Annotated in this window: 12 protein-coding genes and 1 pseudogene; 6 read left to right on the forward strand and 7 right to left on the reverse strand. The window is 70.8% G+C overall.

Features of this window, described 5'->3' with window-relative positions; translation table 11 throughout:
* Positions 1 to 29 precede the first annotated feature (29 nt).
* Together WME73_RS16185 and WME73_RS16190 are read left to right on the forward strand one after the other, a co-directional pair.
* Entirely contained in the window at positions 30 to 2,171 is a 2,142-nt protein-coding gene (locus WME73_RS16185) for a DUF2169 domain-containing protein (protein ID WP_437916284.1), read from the forward strand.
* Positions 2,172 to 2,250: 79 nt separating this feature from the next.
* On the forward strand, positions 2,251 to 3,711 hold the full coding sequence (locus WME73_RS16190; protein ID WP_437746351.1) for a serine/threonine-protein kinase: 1,461 nt from the start codon (positions 2,251 to 2,253) through the stop codon (positions 3,709 to 3,711).
* A gap of 219 nt (positions 3,712 to 3,930) precedes the next feature.
* Here the strand turns inward: WME73_RS16190 and WME73_RS16195 are convergent, their stop codons facing one another.
* The 3 genes from WME73_RS16195 to WME73_RS16205 all read right to left on the reverse strand — a co-directional run bounded on the left by WME73_RS16195 (position 3,931) and on the right by WME73_RS16205 (position 6,969).
* Entirely contained in the window at positions 3,931 to 4,968 is a 1,038-nt protein-coding gene (locus WME73_RS16195; protein WP_437746352.1) for an aldo/keto reductase, read from the reverse strand.
* A gap of 293 nt (positions 4,969 to 5,261) precedes the next feature.
* Complete coding sequence (locus tag WME73_RS16200; RefSeq protein WP_437746353.1) at positions 5,262 to 5,996, reverse strand: SanA/YdcF family protein; 735 nt, start codon at positions 5,994 to 5,996, stop codon at positions 5,262 to 5,264.
* Between the two features lie 364 nt (positions 5,997 to 6,360).
* Positions 6,361 to 6,969: an SDR family oxidoreductase gene (locus tag WME73_RS16205; RefSeq protein WP_437916285.1), complete on the reverse strand. Its 609-nt coding sequence runs from the start codon at positions 6,967 to 6,969 to the stop codon at positions 6,361 to 6,363.
* On the opposite strand from WME73_RS16205, the gene WME73_RS16210 reads away from it, so the two are divergent.
* Positions 6,871 to 7,425, forward strand: coding sequence for a TetR/AcrR family transcriptional regulator (locus WME73_RS16210; RefSeq protein ID WP_437747983.1), 555 nt, complete (start codon positions 6,871 to 6,873; stop codon positions 7,423 to 7,425). The two genes, WME73_RS16205 and WME73_RS16210, sit on opposite strands and share 99 nt — an antisense overlap.
* 34 nt (positions 7,426 to 7,459) lie before the next feature.
* Here the strand turns inward: WME73_RS16210 and WME73_RS16215 are convergent.
* Positions 7,460 to 7,603, reverse strand: a pseudogene (locus tag WME73_RS16215) (TetR/AcrR family transcriptional regulator); the annotation flags it as partial.
* A gap of 662 nt (positions 7,604 to 8,265) precedes the next feature.
* Here WME73_RS16215 and WME73_RS16220 point away from each other — a divergent pair.
* Positions 8,266 to 9,405, forward strand: a complete 1,140-nt coding sequence (locus WME73_RS16220) for a glycoside hydrolase family 11 protein (RefSeq protein WP_437916286.1) — start codon at positions 8,266 to 8,268, stop codon at positions 9,403 to 9,405.
* Here WME73_RS16220 and WME73_RS16225 read toward each other — a convergent pair.
* Positions 9,394 to 10,200, reverse strand: a complete 807-nt coding sequence (locus WME73_RS16225; protein ID WP_437746355.1) for a fumarylacetoacetate hydrolase family protein — start codon at positions 10,198 to 10,200, stop codon at positions 9,394 to 9,396. The genes WME73_RS16220 and WME73_RS16225 overlap by 12 nt on opposite strands.
* Before the next feature lie 169 nt (positions 10,201 to 10,369).
* Positions 10,370 to 10,954: a class I SAM-dependent methyltransferase gene (locus WME73_RS16230; RefSeq protein ID WP_437746356.1), complete on the reverse strand. Its 585-nt coding sequence runs from the start codon at positions 10,952 to 10,954 to the stop codon at positions 10,370 to 10,372.
* 168 nt (positions 10,955 to 11,122) lie between these two features.
* Here WME73_RS16230 and WME73_RS16235 point away from each other — a divergent pair, with 168 nt between their 5' ends.
* The gene (locus WME73_RS16235; protein WP_437746357.1) at positions 11,123 to 11,791 is read left to right on the forward strand and encodes a DUF2293 domain-containing protein; all 669 of its coding nucleotides are present in this window, start codon (positions 11,123 to 11,125) and stop codon (positions 11,789 to 11,791) included.
* Between the two features lie 27 nt (positions 11,792 to 11,818).
* Here the strand turns inward: WME73_RS16235 and WME73_RS16240 are convergent, their stop codons facing one another.
* Positions 11,819 to 12,436: an HAD-IA family hydrolase gene (locus tag WME73_RS16240; RefSeq protein WP_437746358.1), complete on the reverse strand. Its 618-nt coding sequence runs from the start codon at positions 12,434 to 12,436 to the stop codon at positions 11,819 to 11,821.
* Positions 12,437 to 12,787: 351 nt separating this feature from the next.
* On the opposite strand from WME73_RS16240, the gene WME73_RS16245 reads away from it, so the two are divergent.
* Positions 12,788 to 13,987, forward strand: coding sequence for a vWA domain-containing protein (locus tag WME73_RS16245; RefSeq protein ID WP_437746359.1), 1,200 nt, complete (start codon positions 12,788 to 12,790; stop codon positions 13,985 to 13,987).
* Positions 13,988 to 14,040 lie beyond the last annotated feature (53 nt).

Consider the following 14,040-nt stretch of genomic DNA (forward strand, 5'->3'; position numbering starts at 1 on the left):
ATGCTTGACGCGATGCGAACCATGGCGAGGTGCTTCTGCAGAAGGACGCGGTCGTGAGCGCGCTGCCGCCCGACGCCGTGACGTCGCTCCCGGGCGCCGAGGCCGCCGCCGTCTCGTGGCGCACGCAGGGCCAGCGCTACATCACGATCATCGTCAAGGCGAGCTTCGCGTTCACGCCCGGCGCGGCCATGTGGCGGACGGAGCCGCAGGAGATCCTCCGCGCCGAGGTCCATCACGGCAAGAACCCCGCGCGGAGCGTGCGGTTCACCGGCGATCTCGCGCCCTACCTGGGCCGCGCGGACGTGCTCTTCACGGGCGACGCGCACGCCCCTGACGGGGCGCATGTCGAGTGCTTGCCGGTGCGGCTCGCCGTCTTCGGCGCGGGCGGCTGCGCGCTCGACAAACGCCTCCTCGTCCGCGACAAAAAGCCGTTCCAGCGGATGCCTCTCGTGTACGAGAAGGCAGCGCGCGGCGCGAACGGGTGGGAGAACCCCTTCGGCATCGACGCGGGCGACGGCGAGGCCAGGGTCCTCGATCCCCAGGACCCCGCGCGGCCCGCGGGGCTCGGCCCGATCGCGCGCGCCTGGCCCGTGCGCAAGCGGCTGCTCGGCAAGACCCGGCGCGAGACGCTCGAGGGTCCGAACGCGGAGATCCCCGCTGGCTTCGACTGGTCGTACTTCCAGGCGGCGCCCCCGGACCAGCGGACCGAGTATCTGCGCGGCGACGAGTGGATCGTGCTCGAGAACCTGCATCCGGCCGCTCGCCGGCTGGAGATGCGCCTGCCCCGAGCGCGCGGCGTTGCGCGGATCCACGGGCTCGCCGCGCCTCCTGCGACGGGGGGCGACGTCATCGAGCTCAACGCGGACACGCTCCGGATCGACGGCGCCGAGCAGCGCTGCACGGTCGTGTGGCGTCAGATCGTCCCCGTCCCCGACGACCTCGCCCTCGGGGCCGTGCGGATCGCGGCCGGCGTCGCGGTCCACGGCGAGGCGCTCGCGTGGCCCGACCTGCGCCCCGGGCGGGCCTCGGGCGCCGCGGGAGCGGCTCCGGATGCGCTCCCGATCGGCCCGCGAGGGACCGTGCACATCGAGGACGCGCCCGGCCAGGCGCGCCAGCGGGGCGTGGATCCCGGGCGCACCATCCACCTCTCGGACGACGAGATCGAGCTCATCGACCTGATCCAGCCCCCGTCGCCGCTGCAGACGGTCGCGCTCTCCGACGAGCAGGGCGAGGCGGCGGTGCGCGCGCCGGCGCTTCCGTTCGCGCCCGCGCCGGGATCGGCGCGGCAGGGCCCGCCCGAGCCAGCGCGACCGCAGATCGATGCCGTCGCGAGCGCGACGCTCGCGCTGTCGAGCGAGGAGGAGGCGCGCGTCGGCGAGCGGCCCGCGATCCCGTTCTTCTTCGACCCGAGGCCGGCGCCGCGCGTCGAGCTCGGGGCGCCGATCCCCGGCGCGCCCTGGTCTGGCGCGCTCGCTTCACCGGCGCCCGGCCCGTCCATGGGGCTCGCGACCCTCGCGCTGGAGGAGGATATTCCGCCGCCGTCCGCCGAGGTGTCGCCGCCGCCCATCGAGTCTTCGTCCTACGCCGCCCCGGCCTCGGGCGTCCTCGCGCGCGAGCCCGAGCGACCCGCCGCGTCCCGCTTCTTTCACGTCCTCCGGCGCGAGGACGAATCGCCCTCCGCGTCGCTCCTGCCGCTCGGCGACGGCGAAGAGGTGAGCCTCGAGCGGTGCGCCATCGTCACGGCGGAGCTCGCCGAGAAGCCGGTCCCCCGCGCCGATGTGCTCAGGGCGCACGGCCTGTCGGAGGCGCGCTGGGCAGAGGCCGAGCGGCGGTGGAGGGACGCGATGACGGAAGAGACCAGGCGCCGCGAGCGGGCGCTCCGCGACAGGTTCGACGCCGCCTATGTCGGCGCGTGGGAAGCCATCTGTGGCCCGCTGCACGCGGCCGACTATGCCCGGCTGATCGTCGCGACCGAGCGCAGCGGGGGCGCCGCGGCGCTCGGCGACCGCGCGATCCGACGCACCGTGTGGGTGCGCATGAAGCGGCTCTGGGCCAGGCGCCTCGCCGACGATCCGCGCCTCAGGGCCCGCGTCGAGGCCGAGATCGCGAGGCTGCGCGAGGCGCCGCGCCAGCGCGCGCAGGCCGGCGCTCCCGCGGCGTACGCCGTCTGAGCCGCGTCGCGCGCCGTGCCCCTTGACCGCGGCGCCCGGGGTTCCGAACATCATCGCTGGTGCAAGCGATGGTCCGTTCATGATCGACGCGTCGACGCTGGGCAAGGAGCTCACGGGCCGGTACAGCGTGGAGGGGCTGCTCGGCGTGGGCTCGATGGGCGCCGTCTTCCGCGCGCGCCACCTCGCGCTCGCGCGGGTCGTCGCGATCAAGGTGCTCACCGGGCACACGGATCCGAACGCCGGGGAGCGGATGCTGCGCGAGGCGCGCATCTCGGCGCTCATCAAGTCGCCGCACGTGGTGAGCTGCTACGACTTCGGCTTCCTTTCGAGCCGATCGCCGTTCATGGTCATGGAGTACGTGGGCGGCCCGTCGCTGGCCGCGCGGCTCCAGGATGGGCCGCTGCCGCTCGACGATCTGCGGCGCTACATGCTCCATGCGGCGCGGGGGATGGCCGCCGCGAACGAGCTCGGCGTGATGCACCGCGACCTGAAGCCTTCGAACATGCTGATCGCGCCGTCAGGGGAGCTGAAGGTCGCCGATTTCGGCCTCGCGCGCCTGACCGCCACGACGGGGCCCTCGGCGCTCCGGGAGCAGCCCCTCACCGCGATGGGCACCGTGCTGGGGACGCCATTTTACATGGCGCCGGAGCAGGCGTGGAGCCCGCAGGAGAGCGACACGCGCGCGGACATCTACAGCTATGGCGCGTCGTTCTACCACGCGGCCACGGGCCAGCGGCCGTTCGAGGAGCAGGAGCTCCTGCCGCTCCTGCTCGCGCACCGGCAGGACATCCCGGCCCGGCCGCGGGCGCTCCGTCCCGAGCTCGACGAGGACGTGCAGGCCGTCCTGGAGCGCTGCCTGGCCAAGGACCCGAAGGACCGCTTCCAGTCCTTCGACGAGATCGACACCGCCCTCGTGGGCGCCCAGAGCACCCGCTGGGGGGACCCGCACGATCTGACGCTCCGCGTGTACATGGAGCAGTACAAGCGCTTCCGGCCCGCCCTCCTGTCGGGCGGCCCTGCGGGGCCGGTCACGGCCTTCCAGTTCCACGGGGACAGGACGCTCTCGATCGTGCGCGCGAACATCGCAGGCGTGTCGGCCGACGCGCTCGTGAGCGCGGACGACGGGCAGCTCACCATGTCGGGCGGCGTGGCGCTCGCCCTGAACCACGCGAGCGGCGGCGTGTGCCACATGGAGACGCGCAAGTACGTTCCCGTGCGGCACGGCGGGGTGGTGGTCAGCTCCGCTGGCAGGTTGAACGCGCGGTTCGTGTTCCACGCGATCACGCTCGACTGGGATCACGTGGCGACCTACAGGCCGACGCGCGACCTCATCCTGCGGCTCCTGGAAGGGTGCTTTTATCACGCGGACACGATGAAGCTCCGGAGCATGGCGCTGCCGCTGCTCGGGGCGGGGAGGGCGGGCTTCTCGCCCGCCGAGTGCCTCGATACGATGGTCGAGTTCCTCGTGAAGGCGATGCTCCTCGGCGGGACAGGGCTGTCGCACGTGACGATCGTGCTCCGGGAGGGCGCTGGGGTCTGAGCGAGCGCCCTCCTCGCGGGCCTCACGCGGGTGCGGGGCCAGCGAGAGAATCGTCCGGGAAGCACCAGCAATAATCCACACCGGACGTCGTGGTGCAGCACCGGAGCCCATGTAGCCCGTCCTCGACGACGCACGTTTGGGTCCGCACGGCGCGGCGCCGCGGGCCGCCGGTCGTCTGACCCGCCGCGCACGGCGGCGGGCCACGGTGAGGTCAGCCGATCAAACCGCGACGGGGAACGGGTTCCGCTCGTGGAACCCGGTCTGGTGAAAATAGGGGTACGCCAGTCTCGTCTTGCTGGCGGCATCCAGCTTTGCCGCCTGTTCCGGTGTCAAGCTCCACCCGACAGCCCCAAGGTTCTGCCGAAGCTGTTCCTCGTTGCGGGCGCCGATGATCACGTTCGCGACGCTCGGTCGCTGCAGTAGCCAGTTGATCGCGATCTGCGGGACGGTCTTGCCCGTCTCCTTCGCCACCTCATCGAGCGCGTCGACCACGCGATAGAGAACCTCGTCGTCCATCTGCGGCCCCCCCTCGACAACCAGCTTGTTCCGGAGCCGGCTGACCTCCGGCAGCCGCTGCCCGCGCCGGATCTTCCCGGTCAGGCGCCCCCAGCCCAGCGGGCTCCAGACCACCGCGCCCACCTTCTGGTCGAGCGCAAGCGGCATCAGCTCCCACTCGTAGTCGCGCCCCACCAGCGAGTAGTAGGCCTGGTGCGCCACGTACCGAGAAAGACCATACTTCTCCGAAACCGCCAGCGACTTCATCAGGTGCCAGCCTGAGAAGTTCGAGCAGCCGAGATAGCGAATCTTTCCCGCTCGAACGAGATCGTCGAGCGTGCCGAGCGTCTCCTCGAGCGGCGTGAGCGCGTCGAAGCCGTGAAGCTGGAAGAGATCGATATGGTCCGTCTGAAGCCGTCGCAGGGCCCCCTCGACGGACCTCACCAGGTGGTACCGCGACGAGCCGACGTCGTTCGGCCCGGAGCCGCTCCGGAAGGTCGCCTTCGTGGAGATGATGACCTGATCCCGCCGGCCCTTGATCGCCTGGCCGAGGATCTCCTCCGCGAGCCCATTGGAGTAGACGTCCGCGCTGTCGAACATGTTCATCCCGGCCTCGAGCGAGATGTCGACCAGCCGGGTCGCCTCGGCCACGTCGAGCGCGCCGCAGCTGTCCCAGAACTCGTTGCCTCCGCCGAACGTCCCCGTCCCGAGGCTCAGCACCGGAACCTTGAACCCTGACCCGCCGAGCAATCTGAACTCCATCGATCTCCTCCGCTAACCTGGGGGTAACCGCGGAACGCAGGGGAGAGGAATGCTGGATTTCAGACTCTTGCTCCCTTGCCCCGGTCGAAGGCGGTAGGAACTTTAACGCGTTCCGAAAGTCAAGCGACTTCGTCGCGGTACGCCTGCGGTACAGCAAACTGGAAGCGTGATCCGCGCTGCACGTTTCGCTCATGTCGGCGAGCGTGCGTGCAGGGGCCGGTGATGGCGCGACCGAGTAGGACGGGCCATCAAGCCAGCTTCTGGAGGGCGCGCTGTCGGATGCGCGGCGCGCCTCATCGAACGACGAGCCCGCGCGTCCACGCGTCGTGGGAAGCGCTCGCGTCGCCCTGGATGGGCACCGGCGGCCCCAGGAAACGCGGCCCGCGGCCTGACCAGGTATCGATGAGCGTCAGCGCCGTGGCGAGGAGCTCGCGCCGCGCGTCGCGGTCGGCGTTCGCGTAGACGCGCCGGTCGGCGGCGTACCCCACCGCGGGGAAGCCCGCCGCGCGCGCCAGGTACAGGGCGCGCGGCAGGTGAAAGCCCTGGGTGCACACGACCGCGTCGCGCACGCCGAAGACGCGCGCGGCGCGCTGCATCGTGTCGAGCGTGCGCAGGCCCGCATGGTCCATGAACACGTCCTCGGAGGGCACGCCCCGGCTGACGAGCCACGCGCGCATGGCGTTGGGCTCGTCGTACCCGACACGCCCGTGGTCCCCGGAGACCAGGACGCGCCGCACCTTGCCGGCGCGGTACAGCTCGAGGGCCGCGGCGAGCCGATCTTCGAGGGCCGCCGACGGCGTTCCGTCCGGCCACACGAGCGCGCCCGGGACGATGGCCACCTCGCCCCGCGGTACGGCGTCGAGCTCGCGGTAGATGCGCGCCGACCGGAGGACCCAGAGGCGCGCGAAGGCCAGGGCAGCGCCCCCGACGAGCAGCAGCGACACCAGGGTCACGAGCGTGCGATAGGCGAGCCGTCGAGGGGTCGACGCGCCGAGGCGGGGCAGGGCCGGGCGAGGCTTCGGGAGCACGCCCGGCTCAACGCGCCGTCCGGCGCGCGTATTCTGGCGCGCCGGAAGGACGCGGCGCGCGATCACGGGTTCATGTGTTCACGCGATCGAAGACCCACGTCGCGCCGGAACGCCCGCACGGCCTCCGCGCTCGCGATGCCGCGCCTCGCACACGGGGCCGCCGTGGCGCTGACGACCAGCAACCTGCACGACCCGAGGACGAACGGAGTCGCGCCACCGGAGCACGCCGAGAAGCTGGAGCGTGGTCAGGTCGAGCTCAGCGAGGTGCAGAGCGCGAGGGCGCAGATGCGCACGTACGCGGCGTCGAAGCTCTGCAACGTTCTCACCGCGGTATCGCCGAATCGCTTCGATGAGGGCCTGATGGTCAGCGCGCCGTCATTCCGCCGTCGACGCGGTAGTTCACGCCGGTCAGCCACTTGCCGCGATCCGATACGAGCAGCGCGACGACCTCGGCGATGTCGTCGGTGGCACCCCAGCGGCCGAGCGGCACCGACTGGAGCCAGGCCTCGGCGGGGACGCCCATCGCGTCGCCGAACGTCTTCCGGACCGCGTCCGAGCCCACGGTCGTCACCGGTCCGGGGGTCACGACGTTCACGCGGATATTGCTCGGCGCGAGGTCGACGGCGAGGACGCGCGAGTAGGCGTCGAGCGCCGCTTTCGCCGCGCTGTAGTGGGCGAAGGGGCCTGCCCCGGCCCCCATCGTCGCGGCCGTCGAGGAAATGTTCACGACCGCGGCCGCCTTCGATTCGCGGAGCGCCGGCAGCACCGCGTTGGTGAGGCGGACCGACGGGAAGAGGTTCAACGCGAAGACGTCCTGCCACTCCCCTTCCGGGATCGAGGCGGCGCCTTCCGGGAACCCGTTCGACCCACCCGCATTGTTCACGAGGATGTCGTCAAAGAGCAGGGGGCCGACGCATCGCTGCGCGACGTCGCCCGCAGAGCCGACGTCGGCCTCGGCACGCTGTACCGTCACTTCCCGACGCGAGAGGCGTTGCTCGAGGCGCTGCTTCGCACGAGCCTCGACGACATGACGGCGCAGGCGTCCGAGCTCGAAACTTCGAGCGCGCCGGACGATGCGCTCGTGACGTGGCTACGCGATGCGGTCGCGTTCACGCGCAATTATCACGGCATCACGGCGTTGATGATCGCCGCCCTCGATGACCCGAAGTCCGCCCTCCACGCTTCGTGCGTCGCGGTGCGCGCGGCAGGCACGCGACTCCTCACCCGCGCGCAAGCTGAAGGCAAGGCGCGGAGCGACATCGACGGCACGGAGCTGTTCGCGCTGATCGCGGCGCTGGCGTGGCTCGGCGACCAACCGTCGATTGGTCGACGCGCCGATCATCTCTTCGAGATTGTCACGAGCGCGATCCTGACAGATCGAGCGAGCAGTGGTGGCCGAGCACGACGCCGACCTCGGGCTCGGAGCTGAAACCTTCGAGCGCGCGTGCGACTCGGCCGACCACGTCCCAGTTCAGCATCGCGACGCGGGCCACCGCCTCCAACTCGGCGCGGCTCGCCCCATCGCGGGCCAGAATCGACGTGCCGTTCTGGACCGTCTGCACGAAACGGGCGCGTGCGTGGGCGTCGGGCGATGCTGGAAGCTCGCCGCGGCCGGGGCACTCGCCTCCGAGGGGGGCGCGAGCGGCGCGCCGTCGCGCTCCACGCTCACGGCTACCGCAGCGCCGGACCCCGGCTTCGTCGGCCTGCTCTTCGGAGGTTTCGGCGATGCCCTCGTCGCGCTCGCCGCTTCGATGATGCTTCGATGATTGAACCCACGCATGCAGCGTGACGGTGATCTTGCAAGACTCCGCAGGGCGAATTAACCGAGATGAAGAGAGCACCCTTGACTTTCGCCTCATGGTTGTAAGACTGTTCCAAACCGCCCTTGGCGGTCCGGACCTCTCTCAGCCGGGCGCCGCAGTCGGTCGCAGGATCGCTCAGGGGCCGACTCCGAGGGGGGCTACTGCCGGGATCACTTGCTTCTTGCGGCTGCGCGTCCGAGTTGCTCTTGCTTTCTGCGAGCTGGTGCCCGGCACCATCACACGGCGTATTCGTGTGTGCGCGTCTGTTCGACGAGCGTCGTGAGCGCCAGGCATGGGGTCGGCGCCGGCCCACGGGTGAATTCGTGAACACCGGGATCACGAGCGCCCTGGCCGGAAATTCTGAATCTCAACCAATGGATCGAGGGCACGCAGGCGTCTCGATGGTTCATGAATCCATCTCGAGCAGAGGCCCGCGACTCCACCGGACCCTCCTGGAGAAACCTTCAATGCGCATCGCTCCCTTGCTTGGCTACTTAGCCGCCTCGATCGGATGCAGCCTGCTGGCGTGCAACGTCGAGCGCATCGTGGACGAGGACCTCAATGTCCTGGACTCCGCGTTGAACAGCTCGGACGGCACGATGTCCGCGGATCTCGCATTTCAGTCTCAGTGGCAGGGTGGCTACTGCGCGAACGTGACGGTCAAGAACACGAGCCAGCAGAACACCACCAGCTGGCGCGTGGTGGTCGGCCTCAACGGCGCCACGGTGGCCAACCAGTGGAACGCGACCTTCGCCTCATCGAACGGGCAGCTCACCGCCTCGAACCTGACTTGGAACGGAAATCTGCGGCCGAATGCCTCGACGACGTTCGGGTTCTGCGCGAACGGCTCCGGCAAGCCTTCGCTCGTATCGGTCGCCGGCAGCGGAGGCTCGAGCTCGTCGTCGAGCAGCAGCTCGAGCTCGTCGTCGAGCAGCAGCTCGAGCTCATCGTCGAGCAGCAGCTCGGGGACAGGCGGCGCCGGCGGGGAGGGTGGGGCCGGCGGCGCACCCGACACGTGCACGACACCCGAACAGCCGGTCTGCAGCAATCAAAGTGGCAGCCACTGCGATCTCTTCTATGAACTCTGGAAGGACCAGGGGACCGGATGCCTGACCAACACCGCTGACGGCTTCAGCGTGGAATGGAGCAATATCAATAATTTGCTGGGGCGTAAGGGGCTGAGGCCCGGGTCACGGAATCAGATCGTGACCTATGAGGCCGACTTTCAGCCAGGCGGCAATTCCTTCCTGGGTGTCTACGGGTGGACGAAGAGCCCGATGGTGGAATACTACATCATTGATAGCTGGGGCACCTGGCGTCCCCCGGGCGGACCGGGAACCATGGGCACCGTCACGAGCGACGGAGGCACCTATGACATCTACAAAACCCAGCGAACCATCGTGCTTGCGATTGATGGCATCAACGCCGCTTATCAGTTCTGGAGCGTCCGTAAGGCGAAGCGCACGAGCGGAACCATCACCGTCGCCAACCACTTTGATGCATGGCAGGCGCTGGGGATGAACATGGGGACCTTGAACGAGGTCTCGATGTTCGTGGAAGGATACCAGAGCAATGGGAAGGCTGATGTGAGCGTGTCAATGAGATGAGCCGTCTCCCCGCGCGGCCACGGACACCCGCAGCGCGCCGATCCCGCGCGCCTCGGCCGTGGCGCCGGCGATATCGATGACGAGCTCGTCGCCGGACACGAGCGGCCCCACGCCCTGGGGCGTCCCGGTCGCGATGACGTCGCCAGGCTCCAGGGTCATCACCCGGCTGATGTACGCGACCAGCTCGGCCACTCCCCAGATCATCTGCGCCGTCATGCCGTCCTGCCGCACCTGGGAGTTCACGACTGCCCGCACGCGGAGCGCCGCAGGATCGAGCGCCGTCTCGATCCACGGCCCCACGGGGCAGAACGTGTCGAACCCCTTGCCCCGCGTGAATTGCACGTCCTTCCGTTGCAGATCCCGCGCGGTGATGTCGCCGAGGCAGGTGTACCCGAGCACGTGGTCCAGCGCGTCCTCCGGCCGCACGGCCCGGGCGCGGCGGCCGATGATCACGCCGAGCTCCGCCTCGTGCTCGACCCGCTGGCTCTCCGGAGGGAGCACGATGGACTGGCCAGGACCGATGAGCGCAGAGGGCGGCTTGAGGAAGAGGAGCGGCTCGACCGGGACGTCGTTGCCCAGCTCCTGCGCGTGCGCGGCGTAATTGCGCCCCACACACACGATCTTCGTGGGAGCCACGGGGCAGGCGAGATCGATGTCGGTCCACGCCACGGCCTCCCCCGTGGTCTTGCCGCCGAGCCAGGGCGGAGCGTCCAGGACGAGCGCGGCTGCGCCGTCGAGGCGGGCGAAGAAGGGGGGGCGATCCTGATCGGGAGGCGCGAGGCGAGCGAAGCGCATGGCGCGAGCAAAGCGCGATCTTCGCGTCGCGGCAAGCGTTGGGGACCCGCGCACCGCGACGTACGCGCGCCGGGCGCCCGCCAGCGCGGAGCTCGTGCGTCATGGTCGTCGCGCGACGTCGGCGGCGGGCCGCCGTCACGGAGGAGGCGCCGTCACGGAGGAGGCGCCGTCACGGAGGAGGCGCCGCGACGCCCCGACGTCGCGCGACGAGGCGAGCCTCGTGATGCCCTTCCTCGAGCCACCCTTCCTCGTAACGGACCACCTCGAGCGCCTCGCCGAGGAGCGCCGGCAGCTCGCCGTCATCGAGCAGCCAGCGCGCGCTCGGGTGCGCGTGCCGCAGCAGGTTCGACCGCGTCGGGTGCACGACGACGAGGTGGCCGCCCGGGGCGAGCTCCGCCGCGCAGGCCGCGAGCCTGCGCTCGAGGAAGTAGAAGATCAGGAGGAGGTCCCACGGCCCGGCAGGGAGCGGGTCGCGCTCCACGTCGAGCGCCACCGTGCGCAGCGCGAGCCCTTCTCTCGCCGCGGCGGTCCGCGCGATGCCGAGCCCGACCTCGGAGATGTCGGCCAGCGTCACGTCGAGCCCGCGCCGCGCGAGCCACAGGGCGTGACGACCCGCGCCGCCCGCCAGGTCGAGCGCGCGCCCGCGCCGGGGCAGCAGCGGATCGAGCGCCGTGAGCACGGCGGACGGCTCCCCCGGATCGCCGCCGCCCTCGCGGTAGCGGGCGTCCCACCTCGTGCGATCGTCGTCCGACACGCTGTCCTCCTGTCCTGTTGGCCGCGCCGGGGCGAACACCGGCGAGCGCCCCTCGCTGGCGCGGAGCGTACCATCCTCCAGCGGGGCCGCTTCGGCGCGGGGCGACGGCGGCGGCCGGCGTCTTCTGGACGCGCGGCATGAGCTGGCCTAGCACGCCGGCGGTTTGCCATGCCCGAGTGCCTGACCCTGGCCCCGACCCCGGATCCCCGCCGCTTCCGCGCGCCCGACGGCGCGCTGCTCTCGCCGCCCGAAGGCTGGGTGTGCCTTCCCCCGGGCGACCCCGGGCTCACCCGCCGGGTGAAGCTCGCGGGCCCGTCCTGGATGGTCGTCGAGAAGCGCGGGAGAAAGACGTTCTCCCGGGGTCTCTGGGCGCCGGCCGCCACCATCGAGGCCGCCCGCGCGGCGCTCGAGGCCGAGCGCAGCACGCCCGCGTACGCAAAGAAGCGGGAGGCGGACGCCCGGCGGAGGGAGCGCGACCAGGAGGAGTACGTGCGCGAGTTCGAAGCGGCGGTGGCCGCGTTCCTCCGGTTCTCGCCGCGCTACGCGGCGCTCGCGCGTGCGATCGCGACCAAGGTGACGCTGCACGCCACGCCGGTCGGCAGCGGCACCGTCGCCCGCACCGAGCGGATCCCGGTTGCGCAGCGCGCCGAGTCGGCCGTGATCGCCTGGATGCGGCACCAGACCACGGCCTACGACGCGATGGTCATCCCGCGCGTGAAGGGGATGCGCCGCGAGGTGCGGCGCGAGCTCGCGCAGATCTCCCGCGCCATCCTCGATCTCCATCGCGGCGACGCGCCGCACGCGGGCGCGTCGTGCCCGCTCTGCGCGGCGCTCTGACGCGCGGGGCGGCGCGGGGCGAGCCCGTCACGCGCCGAGCAGCCCCTCGCCGACCAGCCGCGCGCGCAGCCCCGCGGCCCCGTCGAACACGTGCGCGCGCATCCCGACCGCGGCCGCCGCCTCGCAGTTCTCCGCGCGATCGTCGACGAACAGGCACTCGCCCGCGCCGACCCCGATGCGCGTCATGAGCCGATCGAAGAACTCGCGCGCCGGCTTGCGCACGCCCAGGTGATGGCTCGAATAGACCCCCTCGAACAGGACGTCGAGCGCGAACGCCTCGCGCACCTCCTCGACCCACACGGGGTAATTGCTCGCCACGAACCTGAGCGAGCGGCCCTCGAGCGACGCGACGAGCTCCCGCACGCCCGGCAAGAAGCGATATCCCGCGCGGCGCACCCGGTTGAACGCGTCGAGGTCGAACGAGAACCCCTCGGCGCCTTCACGAAAGAACCGGCGAGCGAACTCGGCCTCATCGATCTCTCCGATCTCGAACGCAGGCCAGCACGTGGGGTCGCGGTGCTTTGCAATCTCGGGGGGCGCGGCGCGCGCGGCGGGCGCGGCGGACCGGATCGCCGCGGCGAGCGCCTCCCGGTACGGGTCGTAGAGGACGGTGTCCATCAGATCGAAACACACTGCGCGGACCATCAGGCGCGAACCGTAGCACCGGCGCGCGCCTGTGTGCGCATACAGGTCACACAGGCGCACAGGCGTTCGGCCACACGGGTGAGTTGCGCTGAGGGCGCGCGAACCAGCACGAACCAGCACGAACCAGAGCGAACCAGCGCGAACCAGCGCGAACCGACACGATGTCACGAAACTGATACGAACTTTGAGCAAGCGCATCTCGCAATGCGCTGCGCGATGGCTTATACTCGACATGGGTGGCGAGTTCTCAGGAGCGTGGTCCGGCGATGCGCCGGCTCCTGAGGTCGCGTGTGGCGGTCTGCTTTGCTACCGGCGCGCAGCGCCGGCACTTACTTAAAAAGGAGTCAGGCCATGAGATTGCCTGCGATGGGCATTGCCTTGTTCACGGTCGCCGTGGCCAGCGCGGCGTGCGGCGGCGGTGGTGACGACGAGAGTCTCGATCAGAGCGGCTCGGGCGCCGGGAACAGCTCGGGTAATGGGAGCGGAGGCGACGACAACGGCTTCGGTTCAGGGGGGGTGACCTCGGGCAGCGGCGCCGGCTCAGGCGACCCCAGCAGCGGCGCAGGCCCTTCGACCGGGGCCGGCGAGGCGTGCGCCACGCAATCGGCCCAGGCCGGGCTCCAGCCCGTGTACCTGGCTGTCGCGTTCGACGTGTCAGGCAGCATGGGGATGAACGACAGGCCCTCGCACAGCAAGGAGCTCAAGTGGGATCCCGTCGTCGCCGCGACCAAGCAGTTCTTCAAGGATCCGGCGTCCGCGGGGCTCACCGCCTCGCTCACGTTCTTCCCCGGCGAGCGGCGGATGTGCGACGCCAGAACCTACCGCGCGCCGGACGTCGAGATGACGCCGCTGCCCTCCGAGGCGTTCGGCGAGGCGATCGACGATGTCACGCCCGCGCGCGACGAAGACTGGCGCACGAGCACGCCGACGGCGTTCGTGGTCGACGGGACGGTGACTTTCATCGAGGCGCAGCGCCAGGAGAACCCCGGGAAGTACGCGCTCGTGCTCGTGACCGACGGCTACCCGCAGCGCTGCGGCGGAGACGCGGACAGCATCGAGGCCGTCGTCGAGCGCGTCGAGGGGGCGCGCCAGGACAACGTCCCGACCTACGTGATCGGGGTGGCGAACCCGCCGGAGGACGAGCCGGGGAACGTCGACAACCTGCGCGACATCGCCGTGGCGGGCGGCACGGGGAAGGCGTTCATCATCGAGACCGGCAACCCCGACGCGACCGCGACCGCGTTCAGGGCGGCGATCGACGAGATCCGCGGCGCCTCGGTGTCGTGCACGGTCGCGATCCCGGCCGCTCCCGACGGGCGGACGTTCGACAAGCAGCGGGTGCGCGTGACGTACACGAGCGGAGGGGGCGAGCCGAAGGCCGTCGCGTACGATCAGGAGTGCGCGAGCGCCGACGCCTGGCGCTACGACAATCCGTCGAACCCGACGCAGATCGAGCTCTGCGAGAGCGTGTGCGGCGCGATACAGTCCGATCCCGAGGCGTCCCTGGGCGTCGACTTCACCTGCGAGGACGTGATCGACATCCCGCAGTGATCGGCGGCGGGGGCGCTCCCTGATCCGGGCACGCCCGCCGCTGGCGTGGCGCG

Origin of the sequence: Sorangium sp. So ce302 (assembly GCF_051530145.1) — a bacterium.
GTDB classification, from domain to species: domain Bacteria; phylum Myxococcota_A; class Polyangia; order Polyangiales; family Polyangiaceae; genus Sorangium; species Sorangium cellulosum_B.